Annotated in this window: 24 protein-coding genes; 13 read left to right on the top strand and 11 right to left on the bottom strand. The window is 65.5% G+C overall.

Features of this window, described 5'->3' with window-relative positions; genetic code table 11:
- Window positions 1-246 precede the first annotated feature (246 nt).
- Window positions 247-1,551: an AAA family ATPase gene (locus BW970_RS09970; RefSeq protein ID WP_076530723.1), complete on the top strand. Its 1,305-nt coding sequence runs from the start codon at window positions 247-249 to the stop codon at window positions 1,549-1,551.
- Complete coding sequence (locus tag BW970_RS09965) at window positions 1,548-2,636, top strand: ParB/RepB/Spo0J family partition protein (RefSeq protein ID WP_076530721.1); 1,089 nt, start codon at window positions 1,548-1,550, stop codon at window positions 2,634-2,636. The genes BW970_RS09970 and BW970_RS09965 overlap by 4 nt, the downstream gene beginning before the upstream one ends.
- A 115-nt stretch (window positions 2,637-2,751) precedes the next feature.
- On the opposite strand, the gene BW970_RS09960 is transcribed toward BW970_RS09965, so the two are convergent.
- On the bottom strand, window positions 2,752-3,651 hold the full coding sequence (locus BW970_RS09960; RefSeq protein WP_076530719.1) for a LysR family transcriptional regulator: 900 nt from the start codon (window positions 3,649-3,651) through the stop codon (window positions 2,752-2,754).
- A gap of 108 nt (window positions 3,652-3,759) precedes the next feature.
- On the opposite strand from BW970_RS09960, the gene hglS reads away from it, so the two are divergent.
- The 3 genes from hglS to BW970_RS09945 are packed head-to-tail and all read left to right on the top strand — an operon-like array spanning window position 3,760 to window position 7,922.
- Window positions 3,760-5,145, top strand: a complete 1,386-nt coding sequence (gene hglS, locus BW970_RS09955) for a 2-oxoadipate dioxygenase/decarboxylase HglS (RefSeq protein WP_076530716.1) — start codon at window positions 3,760-3,762, stop codon at window positions 5,143-5,145.
- 20 nt (window positions 5,146-5,165) lie between these two features.
- On the top strand, window positions 5,166-6,689 hold the full coding sequence (gene amaB, locus BW970_RS09950; protein ID WP_229740485.1) for an L-piperidine-6-carboxylate dehydrogenase: 1,524 nt from the start codon (window positions 5,166-5,168) through the stop codon (window positions 6,687-6,689).
- Between the two features lie 3 nt (window positions 6,690-6,692).
- Window positions 6,693-7,922, top strand: a complete 1,230-nt coding sequence (locus BW970_RS09945; protein ID WP_076530714.1) for a pyridoxal phosphate-dependent aminotransferase — start codon at window positions 6,693-6,695, stop codon at window positions 7,920-7,922.
- Between the two features lie 109 nt (window positions 7,923-8,031).
- Here the strand turns inward: BW970_RS09945 and BW970_RS09940 are convergent, their stop codons facing one another.
- Entirely contained in the window at window positions 8,032-9,492 is a 1,461-nt protein-coding gene (locus BW970_RS09940) for an aldo/keto reductase (RefSeq protein ID WP_076530712.1), read from the bottom strand.
- Window positions 9,493-9,496: 4 nt separating this feature from the next.
- Window positions 9,497-10,150, bottom strand: a complete 654-nt coding sequence (locus tag BW970_RS09935; RefSeq protein ID WP_076530710.1) for a GntR family transcriptional regulator — start codon at window positions 10,148-10,150, stop codon at window positions 9,497-9,499.
- 97 nt (window positions 10,151-10,247) lie between these two features.
- Here BW970_RS09935 and BW970_RS09930 point away from each other — a divergent pair, with 97 nt between their 5' ends.
- Genes BW970_RS09930 through BW970_RS09895 form a run of 8 tightly spaced genes read left to right on the top strand, consistent with a single transcriptional unit; the run spans window position 10,248 to window position 17,011 of the window.
- Complete coding sequence (locus BW970_RS09930) at window positions 10,248-10,619, top strand: TIGR04076 family protein (RefSeq protein WP_076530708.1); 372 nt, start codon at window positions 10,248-10,250, stop codon at window positions 10,617-10,619.
- Window positions 10,616-11,698, top strand: a complete 1,083-nt coding sequence (locus tag BW970_RS09925) for an aldo/keto reductase (protein ID WP_076530706.1) — start codon at window positions 10,616-10,618, stop codon at window positions 11,696-11,698. Before BW970_RS09930 ends, BW970_RS09925 begins: the two co-directional genes overlap by 4 nt.
- Window positions 11,695-12,462 (top strand): ABC transporter ATP-binding protein, encoded by a 768-nt coding sequence (locus BW970_RS09920; RefSeq protein ID WP_076530704.1) that lies wholly within the window; start codon window positions 11,695-11,697, stop codon window positions 12,460-12,462. The genes BW970_RS09925 and BW970_RS09920 overlap by 4 nt, the downstream gene beginning before the upstream one ends.
- Window positions 12,459-13,187 (top strand): ABC transporter ATP-binding protein, encoded by a 729-nt coding sequence (locus tag BW970_RS09915; protein WP_076530702.1) that lies wholly within the window; start codon window positions 12,459-12,461, stop codon window positions 13,185-13,187. The genes BW970_RS09920 and BW970_RS09915 overlap by 4 nt, the downstream gene beginning before the upstream one ends.
- The gene (locus BW970_RS09910) at window positions 13,184-14,101 is read left to right on the top strand and encodes a branched-chain amino acid ABC transporter permease (RefSeq protein ID WP_076530700.1); all 918 of its coding nucleotides are present in this window, start codon (window positions 13,184-13,186) and stop codon (window positions 14,099-14,101) included. Before BW970_RS09915 ends, BW970_RS09910 begins: the two co-directional genes overlap by 4 nt.
- On the top strand, window positions 14,098-15,081 hold the full coding sequence (locus BW970_RS09905; RefSeq protein WP_076530698.1) for a branched-chain amino acid ABC transporter permease: 984 nt from the start codon (window positions 14,098-14,100) through the stop codon (window positions 15,079-15,081). Before BW970_RS09910 ends, BW970_RS09905 begins: the two co-directional genes overlap by 4 nt.
- Window positions 15,078-16,340: an ABC transporter substrate-binding protein gene (locus BW970_RS09900; RefSeq protein WP_076530696.1), complete on the top strand. Its 1,263-nt coding sequence runs from the start codon at window positions 15,078-15,080 to the stop codon at window positions 16,338-16,340. Before BW970_RS09905 ends, BW970_RS09900 begins: the two co-directional genes overlap by 4 nt.
- Window positions 16,340-17,011 (top strand): aspartate dehydrogenase domain-containing protein, encoded by a 672-nt coding sequence (locus tag BW970_RS09895; protein ID WP_076530694.1) that lies wholly within the window; start codon window positions 16,340-16,342, stop codon window positions 17,009-17,011. Before BW970_RS09900 ends, BW970_RS09895 begins: the two co-directional genes overlap by 1 nt.
- On the opposite strand, the gene BW970_RS09890 is transcribed toward BW970_RS09895, so the two are convergent.
- From BW970_RS09890 to BW970_RS09855, 8 genes are all read right to left on the bottom strand, one after another.
- Window positions 16,998-17,381, bottom strand: a complete 384-nt coding sequence (locus BW970_RS09890) for a hypothetical protein (RefSeq protein WP_076530693.1) — start codon at window positions 17,379-17,381, stop codon at window positions 16,998-17,000. The two genes, BW970_RS09895 and BW970_RS09890, sit on opposite strands and share 14 nt — an antisense overlap.
- A 1-nt stretch (window position 17,382) precedes the next feature.
- Window positions 17,383-18,135 (bottom strand): tyrosine-protein phosphatase, encoded by a 753-nt coding sequence (locus BW970_RS09885; RefSeq protein WP_076530691.1) that lies wholly within the window; start codon window positions 18,133-18,135, stop codon window positions 17,383-17,385.
- An 8-nt stretch (window positions 18,136-18,143) separates the two neighbouring features.
- A complete protein-coding gene (locus BW970_RS09880) occupies window positions 18,144-18,950 on the bottom strand; it encodes a metallophosphoesterase family protein (protein WP_076530689.1) in 807 nt (268 codons plus the stop codon).
- Window positions 18,947-19,723 (bottom strand): ATP-binding cassette domain-containing protein, encoded by a 777-nt coding sequence (locus BW970_RS09875; protein ID WP_076530687.1) that lies wholly within the window; start codon window positions 19,721-19,723, stop codon window positions 18,947-18,949. Before BW970_RS09875 ends, BW970_RS09880 begins: the two co-directional genes overlap by 4 nt.
- Window positions 19,720-20,673 (bottom strand): ABC transporter ATP-binding protein, encoded by a 954-nt coding sequence (locus BW970_RS09870; RefSeq protein WP_076530685.1) that lies wholly within the window; start codon window positions 20,671-20,673, stop codon window positions 19,720-19,722. Before BW970_RS09870 ends, BW970_RS09875 begins: the two co-directional genes overlap by 4 nt.
- Window positions 20,670-21,488, bottom strand: a complete 819-nt coding sequence (locus tag BW970_RS09865; protein WP_076530683.1) for an ABC transporter permease — start codon at window positions 21,486-21,488, stop codon at window positions 20,670-20,672. Before BW970_RS09865 ends, BW970_RS09870 begins: the two co-directional genes overlap by 4 nt.
- On the bottom strand, window positions 21,485-22,429 hold the full coding sequence (locus BW970_RS09860; RefSeq protein WP_076530681.1) for an ABC transporter permease: 945 nt from the start codon (window positions 22,427-22,429) through the stop codon (window positions 21,485-21,487). Before BW970_RS09860 ends, BW970_RS09865 begins: the two co-directional genes overlap by 4 nt.
- 96 nt (window positions 22,430-22,525) lie before the next feature.
- On the bottom strand, window positions 22,526-24,016 hold the full coding sequence (locus BW970_RS09855) for an ABC transporter substrate-binding protein (protein WP_076530679.1): 1,491 nt from the start codon (window positions 24,014-24,016) through the stop codon (window positions 22,526-22,528).
- Window positions 24,017-24,124: the final 108 nt, after the last annotated feature.

Genomic DNA, 24,124 nt, shown 5'->3' with positions numbered 1-24,124 from the left:
GGCCCGTAGATGTCCCCCCAATATCTGGCAGAGCGCCAAAGATGTCCCCCCAATATCCGGTGCGGGCAAGGGGCGGACCGAATCGGTAGGGGGCGGTTTGGCCCGGTGGATCGCTTTTGGTTCAACGGCTTGGCCCCGCTGGCCGTTTCCCCGCGGGGAAATTGCGCCTATAGGCAACAACTGAATTGCAAGAAAGTCAAATCCGGCGTATTTCGGTTTCAGGCAAGAATTTACGTTGAGGCAGATATGCTGGGCTATCAAGATCTCCAGGCGCTGCGGGACAGTTCGCTGAAAATGCAGGGATGGATCCGCAAGCAGACCTTTTCCCCTGACAATGAAAAGCGCCTGCGCCGCTTTTCCAGTTGGGAGGTTGCCGAGCTGATCTTCAAGGTGAACCAGAACACCTTTCGCGGCCGCCTTGCAGCAGAGCCCGGCCTTCCCGCCGGCGAGATCGAGGAGGATGGCCGCCAGCGTTGGTTCAGCCTGGAAGAGATCAACGAGATGCGGCGCAAGATGAAGATCAACCGCAAGTCGCTGATGCCGCCGCGGCCCAAGGGCAAGCGGGCGGTGCGCGTGGCGGTGGCGAATTTCAAGGGGGGCGCGGGCAAGTCCACCGTCGCGCTGCATTTCGCCCATGCGGCGGCGCTGGATGGCTACCGCGTGCTGGCCATCGACTTTGACCCGCAGGCCACGCTGTCGCATTCGATGGGCCTGTCGGATGTGTCCGAGGAGCATACGGTGTGGGGCATCATGGCACGCGACCTGATCCGCGAGACAGACCGGATGAACCGCGCCAGTCAGGGTGCCGAGACGGGCCGCGCGGTGCCGTCGCGCCGCCTGCCCGCCTCGATCAGCGACACGGGTCTTGGCGATTTGCGGGCCGCCGACTTCATCAAGCCGACAAGCTGGCCGACCATCGACATCGTGCCCTCTTGCGCCAATGCCGCTTTTGTCGAATTCGCCAGCGCGCAATACCGGCATGTGAACCCGGACTGGTCGTTCTTTGCCGCCGTGTCGCGCTGGCTCGATTCCCTGCCGGACGATGCCTATGACATGGTGATCTTCGACTGCCCGCCTGCCATCGGCTATCAGTCGATGAACGCGGTCTTTGCGGCGGATGTGCTCTATATCCCGTCGGGGCCGGGGTATTGGGAATATGATTCGACCACCTCGTTCATCGGCCAGTTGGCCGAGGCGCTGGCCGACCTTTCGGATTTCGCGGCTGATTTCCCCGCGGGGAAATCGCGCCTGCCGAAAGAGTTTCTCGACATTCGCTTCATGCTGACGCGCTATGAACCCGGCAACGATCTGCATCGCGCGATGCGGGATGCCTTTGCCAAGGTGTTCGGCGACCGGATGACCGAACACCCCATCGAACATACGCGGGCGGTGGAACAATCGGGCCGGTTCCTCAGCTCGATCTACGAGATCGACTACCGCGACATGACCCGCGAAACCTGGCGCCGGGCGCGGACGACATTTGACCGGGCCTATGAGGAATTTCGCGGTCATGTCCTGACCGCGTGGGATAAGTTGGAGGATCGGGCATGAGCCGCAAGCGCCGCATGTTTGACGTGGACCTGCCGAACGATCCGCCGATCCCCGATGATCTGGATGTGAAATCGTTCGGCGGGCGACGCGGGCCGATGGCGACGGCCATCGGTGAAAACGCCGAATCCCTGCGCGAACGCGCGCGGGTCGAGGCGGATATCCGGGCCGAGAATGATACGCTCGCGCATGAATTCGTGCGGCTCAAGAAGCTGGGTCTGGTGACGGATATGATCCCGGTCACGGCGATCCGCACGACCAAGCTGGTGCGCGACCGCAGCCGGGCAGCGGATCTGGATCTGGGGGATCTCAAAGCCTCGATCCGGGCGGTCGGCTTGTCAAACCCGATCCGGGTGGAGCCCGACGGAAAGGGGGGCTACGAGCTGATCCAGGGATTGCGGCGCCTGACCGCCTGGCGCGAACTGCGTGCCGAAACCGGCGATGCGGTGTGGGACAGAATCCCTGCGGGCCTGATGGCGGCGGGCGAGACGATGGAAATGCTCTACCGTCGGATGGTGGACGAAAACCTCGTGCGCAAGGATGTGTCCTTTGCGGAAATGGCGCGGCTGGCGCGGGCCTATGTTGCGGATGGGGTGGATGGCTGCGACGATATTGATGCGGCGGTGAACAAGCTGTTCGCCTCGGCCGCGCCGCAAAAGCGCAGCTACATCCGCCGGTTTGCCCGGTTGATGGCGGCGCTGGAAAAGGCGCTGGAACACCCCGAGGCCATCCCGCGCGCCCTGGGGCTGGAACTGGCCGACCGGCTGGATTCTGATCCGATGGCGCAGATCAATCTGGTGCGGCTGTTGCAAGCGGCGGGTCAGCGCAGTGCCGAGGAGGAAGTGGCGATCCTGCGCCGGTTTCTGGAAGGGCAGGCCGCCCCGGTTCCGGCGAAGTCGCGCGGGGCGCCGCGCGGCCAGCGGCGGGGGCGCATGTCCTTGTCGGTGCCGGTGGGGCCGGGGGTGCGTTGCACGGCGACGGATGGCAAGCTGGAGTTCCGCGCCGCGATGGATTTTGCCACGCTTGACCGTGGCAGGTTGGAAGCGGCGATCGAGGCATTCTTTGCCGCTTTGGGCAAGAGTGGTTGATATGGCGGTGATTTCCCCGCGGGGAAATGGCTGGCTCAAAGGGGCGCACAAGGGCGTCTTGGGTGCTGCGCAAACGGTCTGACTTTTGCGCATCATACGTCCGGGAGAGGCGCCTTTATTGTTGCCGGGGTTGTTCCAGTAGCCAAGCCCGAAACTCTTGCGCGGCCGGGTTGGTCTGGTGCCCTTCGGGGAGGATGATGTAATAGCTGGTCTCGGTCGGCATGGGTTGGTCGAACAATTGCACCAACTCGCCGCTGCCGGTTTCCTGTTCGATCAGATAGGAGGGCAGCAACCCGACCCCAAGCCCGGATTGCACCGCCGCGATGATCATCGAAAACTGGTCGAACCGCGTGCCGCGCCAGGGATCGGCCCCGGAATGGCCAAACCGTTCGAACCAGTGCGACCACAGGCCGGGCCGTCCGGTCAGGTGCAGCAGATGCGCTGCCGCCAGATCCGGCACCCCGCCGGTGGTCAGCCGTTCCGCCAGGGCGCGGCTGGCCACGGGCACTACCAGCTCCGAACACAGGAATGTGGTGACGCCGCCGGGCCAGACCGGCTGGCCATAGTGGATCACAAGGTCGATGGGTTCTTCCTGAAAGCTGAACGGGCGGTCGCGGGATTCCAGCGTCAGGGCCACATCGGGGTGCCGGGTCAGAAACTGGCCGAGGCGCGGCACCAGCCAGCGCGACCCGAAGGTGGGCAGCGTGGCCACCCGCAAACGCCGCCCCCGCGCCTCGCCGCTGAGCGCACCCAGCATCAGACGTTCGGCGCCGGACAACAGTTGCCGCACCTCGGGCAACAGCATCGCACCGGCATCGGACAGTACCACGCGCTTGCGGATGCGTTCGAACAGGTCAAGGCCGGTCTGCTGTTCCAACTCGCGGATCTGGCGGCTGACCGCGCTTTGCGTCAGGTTCAACTCCTCGGCGGCACGGGAAAAGTTGCCGTGGCGGGCTGCGGATTCAAAGGTTTGCAGCAAGCCCATATCGGGCAGCAAGCGACGACGCATTGTCATTTGTTCATTCCGATTCCGCATCAACTTGGGCCAAAGTCTCACGTGACGCGGATCAACTCAAGGTCTATGCTGCGCCGCAATACTCACCAGACCAGAGACTGCCCGCCCATGACTCTTGTCAGCGCCGATGTGATCCGCAGCCGTTTTTCCGCCGCCATGTCAGCGATGTACCGCGACGAAGTGCCCGCCTATGGCACGCTGATGGACCTGGTGGGGCAGGTGAATGCCGCAGTGCTGGCCGCCGATCCGACAGAGGCCGCCCGGCTGGCGGCCAATGACGATCTGGGCCGCATTTCCGAAGAACGCCATGGCGCGATCCGGGTGGGCACGGCGGCAGAGCTGTTTACGATGCGCCGCCTGTTTGCGGTGATGGGGATGCAGCCGGTCGGCTATTACGACCTGTCCGAGGCCGGCGTTCCGGTGCATTCGACCGCCTTTCGCCCGGTGGGCGAGGCCGCGCTGAAGCGCAATCCGTTCCGCGTCTTTACCTCGCTTCTGCGGCTGGACCTGATCGGGGATGCAGGGCTGCGGGCCGAAGCGGCGGGGATTCTGGCCGAGCGGCAGATTTTCACCCCCGGCTGTCTGGCGCTGATCGACAAGGCAGAGGCCGAGGGCGGGCTGTCCGAGGCCGATGCGAGCCGTTTCGTGGCCGAGGCGCTGGAAACCTTCCGCTGGCAACCGCGCGCCAATGTCAGCGTCGAGATGTATGCACGCTTGCATGACGCGCACCGGCTGGTGGCCGATGTGGTGTCGTTCAAGGGGCCGCATATCAACCATCTGACGCCGCGCACGCTGGACATCGACGCGGTGCAGCGCCTGATGCCTGCCCATGGTATCACGCCCAAGGCGGTGGTCGAAGGGCCGCCGACCCGCCGATGCCCGATCCTGTTGCGCCAGACCTCGTTCAAGGCGCTGCAAGAGGCGGTGGATTTCCGCCAGGGCGACGGCTGGGCCACCGGGTCGCATACCGCGCGCTTTGGCGAGATCGAACAGCGCGGGGTGGCGCTGACGCCGCGGGGCAGGGCGCTGTATGACAAGCTGCTGGCCGATACCCGCAAGGTGGCGCGGCCTGCCGCCGATGGCGCGAATGCGGCGGAGTATGTCGCCGCGCTGGAGGCAGGCTTTGCCGCCTTTCCCGACGACTGGGCCGCGATCCGTCAGCAGGGGCTGGGCTATTTCACCTATAGCCTGACCGATGCCGGACTGGCCGCCGAGGGCGCGGATACCCGCGATTTCGAGGCGCTGGTGGCCCGTGGACTGATCCGCTTTGACCCCATCGTCTACGAGGATTTCCTGCCGGTTTCGGCTGCGGGGATCTTTCAGTCCAACCTGGGGGACGGTGCGGCGCAGACCTTTGTCGCCAGCCCCAACCAGCAACGCTTTGAAACCGATCTGGGGGCAGCGGTGCTGGACGAATTCGCGCATTATGCCGCCATCGAAACCGCCTCGCGGCAGGCCTGCCTTCGGGCGCTGTCGGCCCGACGCGCCGGCTGATCATTCAACGGGAGAGACCCATGACCAAACAGATGACCGTCACGCAGGAAGCCACCGAGATCCTGGACCGCCTGGGCGTTGCGAAAGCCGCCTGGACCGGGGGCACGCTGGCCTCGTTCTCGCCTGTCACGGGTGAACAGATCGCGACGCTGCCCGTCGCCTCGGTCGCCGATGTGGGCGCCGCGGTGGAGCGCGCGCAGGCCGCGTTCAAGGAATGGCGTCTGGTCCCCGCCCCGCGCCGGGGCGAGCTGATCCGCCTGCTGGGCGAGGAACTGCGCGCCGCCAAGGCCGATCTGGGACGTCTGGTCTCTATCGAGGCGGGCAAGATCATTTCCGAGGGCCTGGGCGAAGTGCAGGAGATGATCGACATCTGCGATTTCGCTGTCGGCCTGTCGCGCCAGTTGTACGGCCTGACCATCGCCACCGAACGCCCCGGCCACCGCATGATGGAAACCTGGCATCCGCTGGGCGTGGTCGGCGTGATCTCGGCCTTCAACTTCCCCGTTGCGGTCTGGTCGTGGAACACCGCGCTGGCCATCGTCTGCGGCAACCCGGTGATCTGGAAACCGTCGGAAAAGACCCCGCTGACCGCGCTCGCCAGCCAGGCGATCTTTGAGCGCGCGATGAAGCGGTTTGGCGATGTGCCGGCGGGCCTGAGCCAGGTGCTGATCGGCGCTGGTGACGTGGGCAATGCGCTGGTGGAAAACCCCAAGGTTGCGCTGGTCTCGGCCACCGGATCGACCCGCATGGGCCGCATCGTCGGGCCCAAGGTCGCCGCGCGCTTTGGCCGGACCATCCTGGAACTGGGCGGCAACAATGCCGGTATCGTCACGCCCTCGGCCGATCTGGACATGGCGCTGCGGGCCATCGCCTTTGGCGCCATGGGCACCGCCGGACAACGCTGCACCACGATGCGCCGCCTGTTCGTCCATGCCTCGGTCTATGACCAGCTCGTGCCGCGCCTGAAGAAGGCCTATGAATCGGTCTCCATCGGCAATCCGCTGACGTCGAATGCCCTGGTTGGCCCGCTGGTTGACAAGCTGGCCTTTGACGCGATGCAGACGGCGCTGGAGGCGTCGAAATCCATGGGCGGGACAGTAACGGGGGGGGCGCGCGCCTCGGTCGAGGGGGACGCGGCCTATTACGTCCGCCCGGCCATCGTGGAACTGCCCAGGCATGACGGCCCGGCGCTGGAGGAAACCTTTGCGCCGATCCTCTATGTCGTGAAATACACCGATTTCGACGAGGTGCTGGAGCTGCACAACGCGGTGGGCGCGGGCCTGTCGTCGTCGATCTTCACCACCGACCTGCGCGAGATGGAAACCTTCCTGTCGGCCCGCGGGTCGGATTGCGGGATCGCCAATGTGAACATCGGCACCTCGGGCGCAGAAATTGGCGGCGCCTTCGGGGGCGAAAAGGAAACCGGCGGCGGCCGCGAATCCGGTTCCGACGCCTGGCGCGCCTATATGCGCCGCCAGACCAATACGGTGAACTATTCCAACGCCCTGCCACTGGCGCAGGGTGTGGTCTTTGACATCGAGTAAGCCATGAACACACTAGAGCATCCGGCGGGGTTTACCCCCGCCGACCGTATCGCGGCGATCGACGTGTCCGAGATCGTCGCCATCAGCGGCCGGGCCGCGGCCATGAAACGGGCCGGGGCGCCGGTGATCATCCTGGGCGCGGGCGAACCCGATTTCGACACGCCCGACCATATCAAGCAGGCCGCCTGCGAGGCCATCATGGCAGGGGCCACCAAATACACCCCGCTGGATGGCACGCCAGAGCTGAAAGCCGCGATCAAGGGCAAGTTCGCCCGCGAAAACGGCATCGACTATGCGCTGGATGAAATCACCGTGGCGACGGGGGCCAAGCAGATCCTGTTCAACGCCATGATGGCGTCCTTGAACGACGGGGACGAGGTGATCATCCCCGTGCCCTGCTGGACCAGCTATATCGACATCGTCAAGATTGCGGGCGGCACGCCGGTGATCGTGGAAACGACAGCCGCCGACGGGTTCAAGCTGACCGCCCCGGCGCTGGAGGCCGCCATCACCCCGCGCACGAAATGGGTGCTGCTGAATTCTCCGTCCAACCCGACCGGCGCCGCCTATTCCGAGGCCGATTATCGCCCGCTGCTGGACTTGCTGCTGGACCATCCGCAGGTCTGGCTGCTGGTGGACGACATGTATGAACATATCGTCTATGACAACTTCCGCTTTGTCACACCGGCCCAGTTGGAACCCCGGCTGAAAGCGCGCACGCTGACCTGCAACGGCGTGTCCAAGGCCTATGCGATGACCGGCTGGCGCATCGGCTATGCCGGTGGGCCCAAGGCGCTGATCAAGGGCATGGCCGTGGTGCAAAGCCAGGCCACCTCCTGCCCCTCGTCGGTCAGCCAGGCGGCCTCGGTCGCGGCCTTGAACGGGCCGCAGGACTTTCTGATCGACCGGCGCGACAGCTTTCGCCAGCGCCGCGATCTGGTGGTGGCGGCGCTGAACGCCATTCCCGGCATCACCTGCCGCCGGCCCGAAGGCGCCTTCTACACCTATGCCGAATGCGGCGGGGTGCTGGGCAAGCGCACGCCAGAGGGCAAGGTTCTGGAAACCGACCGCGATTTCTGCGCCTGGTTGCTGGAAACGGCCCATGTCGCGGTCATTCCCGGCGCGGCCTTCCTGGCCTCGCCCTGTTTCCGCATCTCCTATGCCACATCCGAGGCGGAACTGACCGAGGCCATGGCGCGCATCACCGCCGCCTGTGCCACGCTCCAGCCCTAGAACCGGCGCCGCCCCAGCCTCCGGGGCGGCGTTTTCATCTTGCCGGAAATACCCCGGGGGGAGGTCTGCCGCAGGCAGGCCGGGGGCAGCGCCCCCCAGCGGCGCCGGGTCAGGGCGCGACGATGGCTTCGGCCTCGATCTCGACCAGATGCTCGCCCACCAGCCCGGCAACCTTGACCAGCGTGTTCGCGGGTTTCACCGCCCCGAAGACCCGGCCATGGGCCTGGGAAATCGCCATCACATCCTCGTCCCGCGTGACATAGATGCGGGTGCGCGCGATATCTTCGGTCCGGCCGCCCAGCGACAGGACGGCGGCGATGATCCGGTCAAGGATATAGGTGGTCTGGGCGCCCGCATCCTGCGGGGCAACCGGGCGCGACAGGCCCGCCACGGCCGTGGTGCCCGAGACAAGGATCCGGTCGCCGATGCGGTGGGCGCGGCAATATCCGGCCACATCCTCCCAATGGCTGCCGGTCAGCACGCGGGTTGCGCCGGGGCGGGTGTCGACCGGCTGGGGCGCAAAGGGCTTCGGGATCGCCTCCAGATGATGCGACAGATCGCCCGAGGCGGTCAGGAATGGCGGCTTGCGGTATTCGTCGCCGCAATCGCCCGGAATGGGCGTGGTCCGGGCAAAAGCGGCATCCAGCAGCGCATGATCCTCGGCATCCAGCGCAAAGCGGAACAGGTTGAGGTTGTCGCCTGCGTGGAAATTCTCGCCCAGCCGTGCGCCGATGATCACCCCGGCCACGCGGCGCTGTTCCAGCACCCAGCGGGTTGCGACGTTGGAAATCGACACGCCATGTTTGCGCGCCACCTGTGCCGCGGCCTGCAACACGGTCTGGAACGCCTCCCACCCGCCTGCGGCCTGAAGGAAGCGGTGGTATTTCATCTTGGACCAGTCGCCGATCCGGTCCGGTTCGGGCTGGCCCAGCCATTTGTCCGACAGGAACCCGCCGTTCAGCGTGCCATAGCCCAGCAGCCAGGTGCCATGCCGCTCGCAGACCTCGGCCAATGCCCCGGCGCCGCGCCGGTCCATCAGCGAAAAGCTGACCTGGTTGGTCAGAATCGGCACGCCATCGGCCAGCGCCAGATTCAGGTGCGCGGCGTCAAAATTGGTGACGCCCAATTCGCCGATCAGCCCGTCGTCGCGCAGATCCTTCAGGTGGTGCAGCGCGTCGAGCCATTGGGGATGTTCAAAGGTCCACCAGTGGAACTGCAACAGATCCACCCGGTCCACCCCCAGCCGGTCCAGCCGGTCCTGCACGCCCGCGCGAACCACATCGGCGGTCATCGGGCCGGGGGGCGGGCACCATTTGGTAAAGGCGACAGGGCGGGGCGTGCCGCCGCGTGCCAGCAACCGCCCGGTGATCAGTTCCGAGGTGCCATAGTGATCGGCCATGTCAAAGGTGTCGAACCCGGCATCGGCATAGGCGCTCAGCCAGTCGGCGCCGGTCTCGGGGTCGATGATCGCGCCGTCCTTTTCGATGTCGGCCACCTGCCACAGGCCGGTGACGGCGCGGGAGATGTTCAGGCGGTCGGACAGGCGCAGGCGGTCGGGGGTGGTGGGCATGGGATCAACCTTCGGGGATCAGGAAATGGAAGGACCGGCTGACATCAGCCTCCAACGCGACATGCGCGGCGGCGCGGTCGCCCGATTTCAGGGCGGCGACGATATCGTGGTGATGGGCATGTTCCGCGATCAGCCCCGCCTGCGGGCGGTTGATGATCAGGTTCAGATAGGCGCCGTATTGCAGCCACAACGCCTCGACCAGTGGCAGCAGCACCTCGGATTCGGAATAGCGGTAGAGTGTGAAGTGGAATTCGTGGTTCGCCACCAGATCCGGCAGCGCATGGGGGCCATCGTCGGCCCGCACCAGCACCTGTTCCAGCCGGGCGATGCCGTCGGCGTCGATCCGGTCCATCGCGCGGTCCAGCACCAGATGTTCGAGCGCCAGCCGCGCCGCCTTGAGGTCGCGCGCCCGTGCGGCATCGAAGGCGGGTACCATCAGCGTGCGCGACGGCGTGTCGACCAGCGCGCCTTCGGCCACCAGCCGCCGCACCGCCTCGCGCACGGGGGTCATCGACACGCCAAGCTGATCGGCGAGTGTGCGCAGGCTGAGCGTGTCGCCGGGTGCGAATGCGCCGCGCGTAAAGGCATCGCGGAGTGCGAAATAGGCATTCTCGCGCAGTTTCACCGGGTCGAGGCGGGCAATCACGGGGGCTGTCATTGGCAAGCTCACGAAGAGGATTGACAGGTCGGGCGGGCATCTTTGATAAAATATCACAGATCACAGCCGACTCGGTCAAGCCTTGAAAGGGCCACGGATGGAACGGAACGGCGAAAAGGGGTTCTGGCTTTACGATCTGCGGGTGGAAACCGTGGTGGGCGACCGCCATGCTGTCTGCCGTCATGTCGAGGGCGAGGTCTTTCGCGTCATCGGCGAGAATCTGGTGTTCGATGGCCCGGCCAAGGTGCCGATGTATGCGCTGGTCGGTATCCTGCCGCATCTGCCCGCCCGCCAGCGCGAGACCGATCCCGACGACTGGATGTCCACCGATGCCGAGATTGCCTGCGCCGATCCGCATTGTGGCGGGCGCTTTCGCATCGTGCGCGAGGGGCGGCGCTGGTTTTCCCATGCGGAAACCACCGGCCTGCCAGAGGCGCGCAGCACCCCCTATTGGAAGGATGAGCAATGACCGTGGAAACCGCCGACCTGCGCCCGAACCACCGGATTTCCCGCGTCATCAAGGGCGGCTGGCAGCTTGCAGGCGACCATGGCGAGGTGCGCCCCGCCGATGCCATCGCGGATATGGAGGCGTTTCTCGACGCCGGGATCACCACCTTTGACTGCGCCGATATCTACAAGGGCGTCGAAGAGATGATCGGCCATTTCATCGCCGATGTCCGCAAGCGGCGTGGGGCCGAGGTGGCGGACCGCGTGATGGTGCATACCAAGCTGGTGCCCGATCTGGGCCGGTTGGCGACGATCCGCCCGGACGAGGTGGAGGCGATCGTGGATCGGTCGCTGAAACGCTTGCAGATCGACCGCATCCCGCTGGTGCAGTTTTTCTGGTGGGACATGACGCAGGGCAACCCGGTCGAGGTGCTGGGCGTGCTGAAGGACTGTCAGGCCAAGGGCAAGATTGCCAATCTGGGCACCACCAACTGGGATTGTCCCGACATGGACAGGTTCATCGACGCGGGCCTGGATGTGGTGTCGGCGCAGGTGCAGTATTCGCTGCTGGACCGCCGCCCCGCCGCCACCATGGCCGCGTGGGGCCAGCGGCGCGATGTGCAGATCCTGTGCTATGGCACGCTGGCAGGCGGATTTCTGACCGATGGCTGGCTGGGCAAGCCCGATCCGGGGTTCGAGTTCGAGAACCGCAGCCTGATCAAGTACCGGCTTGTCATCGACGAATTCGGGCCATGGGACAAGTTCCAGGAGCTGTTGCGCCTGCTGAAGTCCATTGGCGACAGGCACGGCGTGGCGCTGTCGACCATCGCCACCCGCTGGGTGCTGGATCAGCCGCAGGTGGCCGCCGCCATCGTGGGCGCGCGCTATGCCCGCCATCTGCCCAAGACGCTGGAAGTGTTCGGCGTGACGCTGGATGCCGCCGATCATGCCGCCATTTCTGCGCTGCTGGCCACGGCGCCGGGGCCGCAAGGGCCGGTCTATGCGCTGGAAGGCGACCGTTCGGGGCGACATGGCCGGATCATGAAGTTCAACCTGAACACCAACCCCAACGATCAGGTGCATGGAGCCAAGGCCGGATGAGCACGCCTGTTCTGTCCACCAAGGGGCTGACCCGCGACTTCGGCCCGTTCCGGGCCGTGGATGGCGTATCGCTGGACATCCGTCCCGGCACGATCACGGGGCTGATCGGGCCGAATGGGGCAGGCAAGACGACGTTCTTCAACCTGATCTCGGGCGCGTTGAAGCCGTCGGCGGGGCAGGTGCTGCTGAATGGGCAGGACATCACCGGCCTGCCGCCCGAGGCGCTGTTCGGCAAGGGTCTGGCGCGCACCTTTCAGATTCCCCGCCCGTTCCGCCGCATGAGCCTGTTGGAAAACGTCATGCTGGCGCCGCAGGGGCAGCGGGGGGAAACCGTGCTGGGCGCGCTGTTTTCCCGCGCCGCCGTGCGGGCCGAGGAAGCGCGGCTGCGCGACAAGGCCATGGGCATTCTGGAGTTCATGACGCTGGGCAAGCTGGCCGATCATCCGGCGGGGCAAATCTCTGGCGGGCAGATGAAGTTGCTGGAACTGGCCCGCGCGTTGATGGGCGATCCGGCGGTGATCTTGCTGGATGAACCGGCGGCGGGGGTGAACCCCTCGTTGACCCGTGTCCTGATCGAGCGGATCGAAGAGCTGAACCGGCGCGGGACCACCTTTTTCATCATCGAACACGACATGGATTTCGTCATGCGCCATTGCGATCCGGTGATCGCCCTGGCCGAAGGGAAAGTGGTGTTCGAAGGCACCGCCGCCGAGGCGCAGACAAACCCGCTGTTGCTGGATGCCTATCTGGGGGCTGCGGAATGAGCGATACCGTCCTGACCATCGAGGGGCTGGAGGCGGGCTATGTCCGTGACCTGCCGATCCTGCGCAATGTGGCGCTGACGTTGCGGCGCCAGTCGCTGACCACGATCATCGGGCCGAACGGCGCCGGGAAATCGACCCTGATCAAGGCGATTGCGGGGTTGGTTCCGGTCAGTGCCGGGCGGATCATGCTGGACGGGGCCGAGATCACCCATCTGCGCCCCGACCGCATGGGAGAGTTGGGGCTGGCCTATGTGCCGCAGACCGACAACATCTTTCGTCAGTTGTCCATCCGGGAAAACCTGGCGCTGGTGATGCGGCGGATGCCGGATCGCGCCAGCCGGTTGCAGGAACTGCTGGGCGTCTTTCCCGCGCTGGAACCCAAGCTGGGCGACCGGGCCGGGTCGCTGTCGGGCGGGCAGCGGCAGATGCTGGCGGTGGCCATGGCACTGGCCCGGCGCCCGCGCGTGATGCTGATGGACGAACCTTCGGCCGGGCTGTCGCCCAAGATCACCGCCGAGGTGCTGGATCTGGCCCGCGGGCTGACAGGGCAGGGGGTGTCGATCCTGCTGGTGGAACAGAACGTCAAACAGGCGCTGCGGGTGTCGGACCACTGCTACATCCTGGCCGAAGGGCGCAACCAGCTGGATGGACCGGCGGCGCAGATCCTGTCGGATCCGGTGGTGGGCGAGATTTATCTGGGCGGCAAGCGCGTGGGGGCGGCATGATCCAGAACCTTGTTGACGGGATTCTTACCGGTTCCATCTATTCGCTGGCCGCCATCGGCATGACGATGGTCATGCACATGCTGCGCTTTGCCAATTTCAGCTATGCCGAGTTGCTGGGGATCGGCGGCTATGCCGCGCTGGTCTTTGACCGGCTGTTCGCCGCGCTGGTCCCCGCCCTTGGCGTGGCCATCGAGCCGCTGACCCTGACCTGGGCGCTGGTGTTGGCAATGCTGGTGGCGATGGTGATCACCGGCGCCTCGGCGGTGCTGTTCGACTGGCTGGTGTTCAAGCGGATCCGGGCCAAGGCCGACGCGCTGTCGATGGTCTTTGCCAGCTTTGGCGTCGCGTTGATCGTGCGCAATGTGATCACGCTGATATTCGGCCACAAGGCGGAACTGTATTCGCAGGACATCGCCTTTGCCGTCGTGCTGTCGCGCGATCCGATGTTGCTGGTCAAGCCGGACCAGATATTCACGCTGGTTGCGGCGCTGGTGCTGATGCTGGCCTTTCATCTGGTGCTGACGCGCACGACCTTTGGCTATGCGCTGCGGGCGGTGGCGGAAAACCCCAATCTGTCGCAGGTCTCGGGCGTGCGGCTGTCGTCCATGGTCACGGCGGTCTGGATGATTGGCGGCGGGTTGTCGGCAGCGGCGGGGGTGTTCTACGCCATGACCAACCATCTGTCGCCGGTCATGGGGCACAACTTTGTCCTGCCGGTCTTTGCCGCGACCATCGTGGGCGGGATCGGGTCGGTCTATGGCGCGGTGCTGGGCGGGTTCATCGTGGGCATCGCCTCGGGGCTGGCGCTGATGGTGCTGCCATCGGGCTATACGCCGGCCATGCCGTTCGTGATCATCCTGGCCGTGTTGCTGGTGCGCCCGCATGGCCTGTTCGGAGAGGACCGCGACGCATGATCGGGCTGATTTCCTACATCGCCTTTTTTGCCACCATGGCCGGGATCATGGCGATTGCCGTTCTGGGGCTGAACCTGCAATGGGGCAATACGGGGCTGTTCAACGGCGGGGTTGTCGCCTTTTTCGGCATGGGCGCCTATGGCACGATGATCCTGGGGGGGCGCCCAGAGGCGGAGCAGTTCGGCGGGTTTGAGCTGCCGTTCCTGATTGCGTTTGCAGGCGGGATTCTGGCGGCGGGGCTGATGGCCTGGGTGGTGGGCAAGCTGACCCTGCGGCTGCGGCATGACTACCTGGCCATCGCCACCTTCGGGGTGGCCATCGCGTTTGAAAGCGTCACCCGCAATGCCGAATGGCTGACCGGCGGTGCCAAGGGCCTGCGCGGTTTTCCCCGCCCGTTCGAGGCGGCCATCGGGGACGGCTTCACCTATGGGCTGGTGTTTCTGGCGTTGGTGCTGGCGGTGCTGATCGTGGTCTATGTCGGGCTGGAGCGGCTGGTCCGGGCGCCCTATGGCCGGGTGCTGCGCGCCATCCGCGAAGATGAGGTGGCAGCCCGGTCGCTGGGCAAGGATCCGGCGCGGATGCGGCTACAGGCCTTTATCATCGGGTCGATGATCATGGGGGCCGCCGGGGGGCTGTATGTCACCTTTTATGCCTTTGTCAGCCCGCAGGACATGGCGCCGATCCTGACGTTCCAGCTTTGGGCCATGCTGATCGTGGGCGGGGCAGGGAACAACCGGGGGGCCGTGCTGGGGGCCTTCCTGATCTGGGGCGCCTGGACGCTGAGCGGCTTTGCCCTGGCGCGATATGCCCCGGCCTCTATGCAGCTTTACGCCGGATCGGTGCAGTATATCCTGATCGGGCTTGTCATCGTCGGAATGCTGCTGTGGCGCCCGCAGGGTCTGGTGCCAGAGCGGATTGGAAAGACCTTTAACGACAGGGCTGCCAAGGCCCCAACCAACACGGGAGCACACCAAGCATGAAACGGAAACTGACAGGCTTTGCCGCGCTTGCGGCGCTTGCCATCATGGCCCAGGCGGGCACCGCTGCCGCGCAGGACTGCGCGGTCAAGGTGGGCGTCGTCTATCCGACCTCGATCGACTGGGGCAAACCCATCGCGGCCACCGCGCTGTGGGTGACGGACATGATCAACGAGGCAGGCGGCATTGACGGCTGCAAGTTCGAGGCGGTGCTGCGCGACGATCAGTCCGACCCCAAGGTCGGCGTGGATGCGGCCAAGGCGCTGGTCGATCTGGACAAGGTGCAACTGCTGCTGGGCACTGTGGCCTCGGGCGTGACCATCCCGATGCTGACATCGGTGACGGCGCCTGCGGGCGTGATGCAGATGTCGTGCTGTTCGTCGTCGAACCGCCTGACGCAGATCGCCGCCGAAGGCACCACCAAGGGGCTGTGGTTCCGCACCTTTGCCACCTCGAACGTGCAAGCCTCGGTCGCGGCGATCCTGGCGCGCGACTCGGGCTACAAGACCATCTCGATCCTGTACAAGAACGACGACTGGGGCCAGGACATTGCCAAGCTTGCCGCTGCGGCCTTTGAGGCGGCAGGGGTTACGGTGGTGGGGTCTACCGCGATCACCGATGGCCAGCCCAGCTATCGTGCCGAAGTGACAGAGGCCTTGGGGGCCAAGGCCGATGCCGTCTATATGGCGATCTATCCCAAAGAGGGGATCTCGGTCGTGCGCGAATGGCTGAGCCTGGGGGGCACGCAGAACATCATCGGCACCAATTCGTTGAAATCGGATGAGTTCAAGGAAGCCGTCGGGATGCGCTATCTGGCGAATTTCCAGGGCACCGATACATCGACCCCGCGCACCGATTCTGCCACGGCCTTTGTCGATGCCTATACGGCGCAGTTCGGTGCCGCGCCTTCGGGGCCGGGATTGCCGAACAGCTTTGACGCGGCGGCCATCGCCTTGCTGGCCTATGCGGCGGCGGGCAAGGATGCCAAGGGCGCCGATATCGCCGCCAAGGTGCCGATGGTGACGGATCCGGCAGGTGAAAAGATCGGCGGCACGGTCGAGGGATTCACCAAGGCACTGGCACTGCTGAAAGAGGGCAAGAGCGTGTCGTATCAGGGTGGCACCGGCGCGGTGGTGTTTGACGCCAACGGCGATGTGTCGGCACCTGCGGTCGCCTGGGCCTTTGGGGACAGCGGCATCGAGGAGAAGCGGTATATCCCGCTGGAGGAAGTCGGCGCCTTCATGGACAGCATGGCGAAGTGATGCTGGAGGTCGCGCTTGTCGGGCGCGGCAGGATCGGCGCGGGGGTTGCCGAATGGCTGACCGCCGCGCCGGGTTTTGCCCTGCAAGGTGTGATCGGGCGGGGGGAGGCGCTGCCCGCCGCCCGTCTGACCATTGACGCCGCCGGACCCGAGGCGTTGCGCGCTCATGGTGAAGCGGCGCTGGAGCAGGGCGACCTGTGGAGCGTGGGGGCGGCGGCGCTGATCGACCCCGCGTTTCGCGCCCGGCTGGAGGCGGTGGCAAACCGCACCGGCCATCGGCTGCGGCTGTTCACCGGCTGGATCGGCGGCCCCATGTTGTGTTCGCCGGGGCACTCCGCCCGGATGGAGATCACGCAATCCGCCCCGCGCCTTGGTCCGTCTCCGGGCGAGCTGTTTCATGGCCCCTTGTCGCAGGCGGCAGAGCAGTTTCCCGACCATCTGAACACCGCAACCGCGGCGGCGCTGTGCGGGCCGGGGATCGAGGCCACGACGATCCGGTTGATCTGCACGCCGGACGGTGCGCCGCATGTCATCCAATCGCGGTTCGAGATGCCGGGGCAACTGATCGACACGCATGTGACGCTGGAGAACGACCCCGCGGCGCCGCATCCGGTGGCCGAAGCGATCATAGCGGCACTGGTACGGCAACGGGCCTGGGTCAGCTACGGCTGATCGCCTCGATGGGAAAGAACGGGCGGCAGATCTTGGCCTCCAGCCGGAACCAGCGGTCCAGCCGCGCGCCGTCCTGATCGACGCGGAAGGCGTGCAGCATGTCGGACACGGTCTGAAGCGACGGCACCTCGTAGACCAGATACCAGGTATGGTCGGTATCGGCGGGCTGGCCGACCTTGAGGATATCGTCGTCCAGCGTGGTGATCAGCCGCGCACCCATATCCAGCCAGCTTGCGCAGACAGCCATCAGGCGGGGCAGGATCACCTCGCGCCGCTCGTCATCGGTGGCGGCATACCAGCCGGGGCCGGACGCCCCCAGCAGCAGGACGCGCAGCGGCGGCGTGGCATCCGGGGCGCCGTAATGGCCCATGTCAGCCCCCCAGCAGGCGGTCGCGCAATGCCTCGATATCCGCGACTTCCAGCCCGATATCGGTCAGATAGCCCGCGATGGAGCCATGACGCTTTTCGATATGGTCGAGCATCGCCTCCATCGTCGGGGCCTCGCAGCGCAGAAAGCGGGCATGTGTCACCGGATCGCCGCCCGTCGCGCGGGTGCGCGCCAGCAGCCGTTCCACCAGCGGGACGATATGCGCGCCGGTCAGGGCGTAATCGGCCACGATATCCTCGCGTTCCACATCGGCGGCGCCCAGCAACAGGGCCGCGATGATGCCGGTCCGGTCCTTGCCGGCCGTGCAATGAAACAGCACCGCGCCTTCGGGCGCTGCCGCGATGGTGGCCAGAACACTGCGCACCGCGCCCGACTGGGCGTTCAACGCCTCCATGTACAGATCCAGCAGCAGATCGTCGGAATTGCGGGCCTTCACATCCTTGATGGTCGGCGCCAGATCGTCGAACAGCGGGATCGTGTGGTAGGCCACGTCGGGGGTGCGGGCCAGCGGGTTCGGCTCGTCCACCGTTTCGTGGTGCGACCGCAGGTCGATGACCGACCGCAGACCCGCGCCGCGCAGCACCTCGCCACCCTCGGGGCGCATGGTATGCGGGCTGTCGCCCCGGTACAGGCTGCGCCAGCGCGTCTGATGGCCGCGCCGGGTGCGATAGCCCCCCAGATCGCGGATGTTGAGCACGCCGGGCACAGTCAGAAGTCGGGGAAAATCGGTCAACATGTCTCTACTCAACTGAAAGATAGCAGGCGGGCCACTTCCAGCCGCCCAAGTTCCTGCGCGTTCGGGGATAGCGGAACGAATGTCACCGTCAACCCCGAGCCGCGCAGATCGAAGAGGGAAAAGCCCGTCCCCTCCATGATCCGCATGTCTTCCCTCTCGATCAGATCGACCGTCGAGTTCAGGCCCTGCGAGACATAGAGCGGCACGCCATGCCACATCCGCACGCTGTTGATATGGACATGGCCGGACAAGATTCCAAGAACCCCCCGGCCCCGCAGCAATGTGGCCAGCCGGTCACTGATGGCCTGATCCAGCGTGGCCCAAGGCAGTTCGCCGGGGTCGATCCGCGGGGGATGGTGGGCGACGATGATCTTGGGCAGGTCAGGCGCGCGGTCCAGTGCGGCGGTCAGAAAGGCGAACTGTTCGTCGCAGATCGTGCCCGATACCCGACCCGGCAGCAGCGTGTCCAGCGTGATGACATGCAGCCCCGCCAGTACCGTGTCGTGGTAATGCGGCCCTTCGCCCTTGCCGGTGTCATAGGCGGTGTGAAAGGGGCCGCGTTTGTCATGGTTTCCCAGTGCCAGCACCACCGGCATGGACAGCGGGGCAAGAATCTCTTGCAGCAGCGCATAGGATTTCGCATCACCGATATTCGTCAGATCGCCACTGGCAATGACAAAATCGGGCGCCGGGGTCAGTTTGCCGATGGCCTCGACCGCGCGGGCCACCTGTGCGGGCGTATCGGTGCGCAGCATCGTGTCGCCAGACTCGGGGTGCGAGATGTGAAGGTCGGTCAGATGGACAAAACGGGTCATGTCAGGCCTGCGGCAGTCAGAAGGGATTTGGTATAGGGATGGCGCGGGGCGGCCATGACCTGTTCGGCCGGGCCCTGTTCGACGGTCTTGCCATGTTCCAGCACCAGAACGTCATCGCAGATCGCGGTCACAACGGACAGATCGTGGCTGATGAACAGCAGCGCCAGCCCCAGATCATCCTGCAAATCCATCAGCAGATTCAGGATCTGCGCCTGTACCGACACATCCAGCGCCGACACCGCCTCGTCCGCCACGATCAGGGCGGGACGGGTGACGATGGCGCGGGCAATCGCGATGCGCTGGCGCTGGCCGCCGGAAAATTCATGCGGATACTTTTGCGCATCGGCGGCACGCAGGCCCACCTGCTCCAGCGCCTCGGCAACGCGGGCCTCGGCGCGGGCGGTGTCGCCGGTGGCGCGCAGCGGCTCGCCGATGGACCAGCCGGCGGTGCGGCGCGGGTCAAGGCTGCCATAGGGATCCTGGAACACGATCTGGAACCGGGGCCGCACGGCCCGCAGCGCCGAGGCCGAGAGCGCGTTCAGATCCTGCCCGTCCAGCCGGATCCGCCCTTCGTCCGGGCGTTCAAAGGCCATGACCATGCGCGCCAGCGTGGATTTCCCCGAGCCGGATTCCCCGACGATGCCCAGCGTCTTGCCCGCCTGCAAGGTGAACGAGGCATTGTCCACCGCCGTCAGCACCGGCCCCGGTTGCAGGATCGACTGGCGGGGCATCCGGTAGCGGCGGGTCACATTCTCGACGGCCAGCAGGGTCATGCGGCGCCCCCCTGTGCCAGCAGGTGGCAGGCGGCATTGGCCACCACGGGCGGGCGCTCTGTGGCGCACTGCGGCAGTTCCACCGGGCAGCGGCCGGCAAAACGGCAACCGGGGGGCAACTTGTCCAGCGGCGGGACGGTGCCGGGAATGGTGGGCAACCGCCGACGGGTTCCGCTCTGGCGCAGCCCTTCGGGACGGGGGCGCGCGGCGAGCAACCCCTTGGTATAGGGATGGCGCGGCGCGTTCAGCACCTCGGCCGTCGGGCCGCGTTCCACCACGGTGCCACCATACATCACCATGATTTCGGTGGTGGCGCGGGCGACGGCTGTCAGGTCATGGCTGATGAACATCAGCGCCATCTGGCGTTTGACCGACAGGTCGGTCAGCAGTTCCGTGATGCGCAGGGCCACATTGGCATCCAGCGCGGTGGTCGGTTCATCCGCGATCAACAGGCCGGGGTTGCAGGCAAGCGCCAGCGCGATCAGCACGCGTTGCCGCTGGCCACCGGAAATCTCGTGCGGGAACTGGCGCAGGCGGGCGGCAGGGTCGGGCAGGCCGACTTCCTTGAACAGGGCAAGGGCGCGGTCCAGCGCGGCCTCGCGGCCAAGTCCTTCGTGCACGCGCAGCGGTTCGGCCACGGTATCCCCGACCCGGCGCAGCGGGTTCAGCGCCGCCATCGGTTCCTGAAAGATCATGGCGATGCGCCGCGCGCGCAGGCGGCGCCAGTCGCGTTCGCTGGCGCCCGCCATCTGGGTGCCATCGACCGTCAGGCTGCCCGTGACCTGTGCCGCATCGGGCGACATGCCCATCAGCGCCAGACCCAGCATCGACTTGCCCGAGCCGCTTTCCCCGACAATGCCGATACGGGCGCCCGGGGCGATGGTCAGGCTGGCATCGCGCACGGCCTGTGCCGGGCCAAAGTTCACCGAGAGGTTGGAGACGTCTATCATCTTTCACGCGCCAGTCTTGGGTCGGTGATGTCGCGCAGCCCGTCGCCCAACAGGCCAAAGCCCAGGACGGCCGTCACGATGCACAGGCCGGGCCAGATGGCCAGTTGCGGCGCCAGATACATCAGTGTCTGCGCCTCGGACAGCATCCGCCCCCAACTGGACTCTGGCGGTTGCACGCCAAGGCCCAGGTAGGACAGCGCCGCCTCTGCCAGGATCGCAACGGCGAATTCAATGGTCGCCTGAACGATCACCGGCGCCGCGATATTAGGCAGGATATGGTCGCGCGAGATGGCGAACTTGCCCATTCCCGCCGCGCGGGCGGCAAAGACATATTCCCGCGTCCAGATCTGATTGGCCGAGGCACGCGCCACGCGGGCGAACACCGGGATGTTGATAAAGGCAATCGCCAGAATGGCGTTCTGCAAGCTCGGGCCAAAGACGGCCGCCAGCATGATGGCGAACAGCAGGGTCGGAAAGGCAAAGCTGATGTCGGCGAACCGCATCACCAGATCCTCGACCCAGCCGCCCACCGCGCTTGCCACCAGCCCCAGAATGGTGCCGATCGACCCGCCCAGCAGCACCGCGATCAGTGCCACCGCCATGGAGTTGCGCGCAGCCATCATCAACTGTGTGGTCAGATCGCGGCCAAGCTGGTCGGTGCCCAGCCAGTGCGTCGCCGACGGGGCAGCGAACTTGCCCCGGATGTTCATCAGGTTTTCGGGATGCGGCGTCCAGACCAGCGACAGCGCCGCAACACCGACGACCAGCGCCACCAGCACACCGCCGATGATCAGATTGGCAGGCAGACGTCTCATGTCCGGGCTTTCAGGCGGGGGTCGATGGCGACATACAGCAGATCGACGATGAAGTTGGCCGTGACCACGATGGCAGCGAACATCATCACCAGCGCCTGCACCGTCGGCAGATCGCGGTTGGCGATCGACTGGAACACCAGACGGCCGAGGCCGGGCAGGGAGAACACGTTCTCGATGACGATGGTGCCGGTGACGACGGCCGCGAACTGCATTCCGACGATGGTGACGATGGGCACCAGAGCATTGGGCAGCACATGCTGCCACAGCACCCGGCCGCGCGACAGGCCGCTGGCGCGTGCGGTGCGCACGAAATCCAGCCGCATCACCTCCAACGCGGATGACCGCGTGACCCGTGCCAGAACCGCGGATTGCACAAGGCCAAGCGCCACGGTCGGAAGGATAAGCGCGCGAATGGCAGCTACCGGATCATCCCAACCGGGAAAATGCCCCGGCGGCAGCCAGCGCAGCTTGACCGCGAACAGCAGCACCAGCAGCATCGACAGCCAGAAGGCGGGCACCGCGATCCCAAGCTGCGACAGGAACATAACGCCCCAGTCAGCCGCCTTGCGGTGTTTGGAGGCCGCCAGGATCCCCGCCGGCAGCGCGATCAGCAGCGTCATGGTCATGCCGGCCAGCGCCAGCGAGATGGTCATCGGCAACCGTTCGCTGATCAGGCCCGCGACGGGCACCTTGAACGAATGGCTGATGCCGAAATCGCCCTGCAACGCGTTCCAGACCCAGCTGAAATACCGCGAGATGACAGGCTCGTTCAGACCGAGTTGGTCGCGCAGGGCCGCCAAGGCATCTTCAGAGGCGTCAAGCCCCAGGATGGTCAATGCCGGATCGCCCGGCAGGATGTTCATGGTCGCAAACACGACCACCGATACGACCAGCAGCGTCAAGATGAACCCAACGGTGCGGCGCAGCAGAAATAAACCCATGTCCGGCCGGTCTTCATTCCTTGGGCCACCGCGCCCGTTTCAGGGGTGGCCGGTCAGTCAGACGGGCGGCGGGGGATCCCCGCCGCCCGCAGCGGATTACTGAACCTTGACACCGGCCAGCGGCTGGAACAGCACCGGGCGCGAGGCCCAGAGACCCTCGATGCCCTTCTTCTGGATATTGACCTGCGGCAACTGGAACAGGAACCCGTGCACGGCCTGTTCAGCCAGATAGGTTTGGCCCTGCTTGAGCAGATCGTTGCGGGTGCCGGCGTCGGTTTCCTCGCTGATCTGCTTCCACAGGTCGTTGTAGGACGCATCGTCGAACCCGTAGAAGTACTTGGGGCCACGGGCAAAGTTCGACATGTCGTTCGGGCCGGGGTGCGAAATGATGGTCATGTCGTAGTTCAGCTTCTTGTAGACCTCGTCCAGCCAGAAGCCCCATTCCACGTTCTCGACCTTGACGGTGATCCCGGCCTGCCCAAGCTGCGCCTGAATGATTTCAGCGGAACGGGTGGCGTAGGAGAAGGGGGGAACCCGGATTGTCATCGTGCTGCCCGCGACGCCCGCTTCGGCAAAGAGTTCCTTCGCCTTTTCGGTGTCGGTCGGATACATGCCGGTCAGATCCACATAGGCCGGGCCATGGGGCGGGTAAAAGCTGCCGATCGGCACGGCCTGACCATACATCGCGCCGTCGATCAGTTCTTCGCGGTCGATGGCATGGCTGATGGCGCGACGCACGCGGATGTCGGTGAACGGCGCCTTGGAGTTGTTGATGGCCAGGATCACCTCTGCCTCGGTCGAGCCGATGGTCACGTCAAAGCGCGGATCGGCCTGGAACTGCGGCAGCATCTCGGGGGCGGGGAAACCGGCGTAGACATCCAGTTCCTCGGCCAGAAGGGCAGCCGATGCGGCGGCAGCGTCGGGGATGAAGCGGAACTCGACCTTGTCGAGCGCGACATCCGCCGCACCGCGGTAATCGGCGTTCTTTTCCAGCGTCAGCCGGTCGCCGCGCGTCCAGGAGGCGTATTTGAACGGTCCGGTGCCAACCGGGGTCGTCACGTTGGCATCTGCGCTCTCGGGGGCGACGATGGAGGCATCCCCCTGCGCCATGTTGAACAGGAAGAAGGCATCCTTCTTCTTCAGCTTGATCTCGACCGTTGCCGGGTCGATCACCGTCACGCTCTCGATCGGGGCGAAGATGCTTTTGGTCGGGTTGGTCGAGCCTTCGGCCATGGCGCGGTCGAAGCTGAATTTCACGTCATCGGCATCGAAATCGGTGCCATCGTGGAATTTCGCGCCCTGAACCAGGGTGAACACATAGGTCAGGCCATCGTCCGAAACGGTCCAGCTTTGGGCCAGTTGCGGCTGCACCTCGCCCGCCTCGTTCACGGTGGTCAGCGATTCATAGACGTTCTGGGTCAGCATCCCGTCGATCGAGGCAGTGGCATCCGAGGTCGGGTCAAGCGACGTCGGTTCCTGCTGGATGCCCAGGATGATCGAGCCTGCCATGGCCGAGGTGGCGGACAGGCCGGTGCCGAGTGCGATCACAAGGGCCGCGAGCGGCAGGCTGGGAAGAAGATGACGCATGGAAACCTCTCTGTCGTTGGCGCGTGATGGCGACAAACACTTTGTTTGTAACAGGTGTAAGGTGGCGAATGTAACGGTCAAGTAAAACCGCCACATTTTCGTAAATTT

The sequence above is a fragment of the Gemmobacter megaterium genome, from assembly GCF_900156815.1.
GTDB classification, from domain to species: domain Bacteria; phylum Pseudomonadota; class Alphaproteobacteria; order Rhodobacterales; family Rhodobacteraceae; genus Wagnerdoeblera; species Wagnerdoeblera megaterium.
This window is presented reverse-complemented; position numbering and strand designations above follow the sequence as displayed.

Excerpts from the sequence above, each read along its gene's own strand:
- BW970_RS09970 (WP_076530723.1), top strand. The coding sequence starts at position 247 with ATGCTGGGCTATCAAGATCTCCAGGCGCTGCGGGACAGTTCGCTGAAA.
- BW970_RS09870 (WP_076530685.1), bottom strand. The coding sequence starts at position 20,673 with ATGATAGACGTCTCCAACCTCTCGGTGAACTTTGGCCCGGCACAGGCC.
- hglS (WP_076530716.1), top strand. The coding sequence starts at position 3,760 with ATGACTCTTGTCAGCGCCGATGTGATCCGCAGCCGTTTTTCCGCCGCC.
- BW970_RS09860 (WP_076530681.1), bottom strand. The coding sequence starts at position 22,429 with ATGGGTTTATTTCTGCTGCGCCGCACCGTTGGGTTCATCTTGACGCTG.
- BW970_RS09885 (WP_076530691.1), bottom strand. The coding sequence starts at position 18,135 with ATGTTGACCGATTTTCCCCGACTTCTGACTGTGCCCGGCGTGCTCAAC.
- BW970_RS09935 (WP_076530710.1), bottom strand. The coding sequence starts at position 10,150 with ATGACAGCCCCCGTGATTGCCCGCCTCGACCCGGTGAAACTGCGCGAG.
- BW970_RS09930 (WP_076530708.1), top strand. The coding sequence starts at position 10,248 with ATGGAACGGAACGGCGAAAAGGGGTTCTGGCTTTACGATCTGCGGGTG.
- BW970_RS09905 (WP_076530698.1), top strand. The coding sequence starts at position 14,098 with ATGATCGGGCTGATTTCCTACATCGCCTTTTTTGCCACCATGGCCGGG.
- BW970_RS09875 (WP_076530687.1), bottom strand. The coding sequence starts at position 19,723 with ATGACCCTGCTGGCCGTCGAGAATGTGACCCGCCGCTACCGGATGCCC.
- BW970_RS09910 (WP_076530700.1), top strand. The coding sequence starts at position 13,184 with ATGATCCAGAACCTTGTTGACGGGATTCTTACCGGTTCCATCTATTCG.
- BW970_RS09945 (WP_076530714.1), top strand. The coding sequence starts at position 6,693 with ATGAACACACTAGAGCATCCGGCGGGGTTTACCCCCGCCGACCGTATC.
- BW970_RS09900 (WP_076530696.1), top strand. The coding sequence starts at position 15,078 with ATGAAACGGAAACTGACAGGCTTTGCCGCGCTTGCGGCGCTTGCCATC.
- BW970_RS09865 (WP_076530683.1), bottom strand. The coding sequence starts at position 21,488 with ATGAGACGTCTGCCTGCCAATCTGATCATCGGCGGTGTGCTGGTGGCG.
- BW970_RS09895 (WP_076530694.1), top strand. The coding sequence starts at position 16,340 with ATGCTGGAGGTCGCGCTTGTCGGGCGCGGCAGGATCGGCGCGGGGGTT.
- amaB (WP_229740485.1), top strand. The coding sequence starts at position 5,166 with ATGACCAAACAGATGACCGTCACGCAGGAAGCCACCGAGATCCTGGAC.
- BW970_RS09960 (WP_076530719.1), bottom strand. The coding sequence starts at position 3,651 with ATGACAATGCGTCGTCGCTTGCTGCCCGATATGGGCTTGCTGCAAACC.
- BW970_RS09925 (WP_076530706.1), top strand. The coding sequence starts at position 10,616 with ATGACCGTGGAAACCGCCGACCTGCGCCCGAACCACCGGATTTCCCGC.
- BW970_RS09855 (WP_076530679.1), bottom strand. The coding sequence starts at position 24,016 with ATGCGTCATCTTCTTCCCAGCCTGCCGCTCGCGGCCCTTGTGATCGCA.
- BW970_RS09890 (WP_076530693.1), bottom strand. The coding sequence starts at position 17,381 with ATGGGCCATTACGGCGCCCCGGATGCCACGCCGCCGCTGCGCGTCCTG.
- BW970_RS09920 (WP_076530704.1), top strand. The coding sequence starts at position 11,695 with ATGAGCACGCCTGTTCTGTCCACCAAGGGGCTGACCCGCGACTTCGGC.
- BW970_RS09880 (WP_076530689.1), bottom strand. The coding sequence starts at position 18,950 with ATGACCCGTTTTGTCCATCTGACCGACCTTCACATCTCGCACCCCGAG.
- BW970_RS09965 (WP_076530721.1), top strand. The coding sequence starts at position 1,548 with ATGAGCCGCAAGCGCCGCATGTTTGACGTGGACCTGCCGAACGATCCG.
- BW970_RS09940 (WP_076530712.1), bottom strand. The coding sequence starts at position 9,492 with ATGCCCACCACCCCCGACCGCCTGCGCCTGTCCGACCGCCTGAACATC.
- BW970_RS09915 (WP_076530702.1), top strand. The coding sequence starts at position 12,459 with ATGAGCGATACCGTCCTGACCATCGAGGGGCTGGAGGCGGGCTATGTC.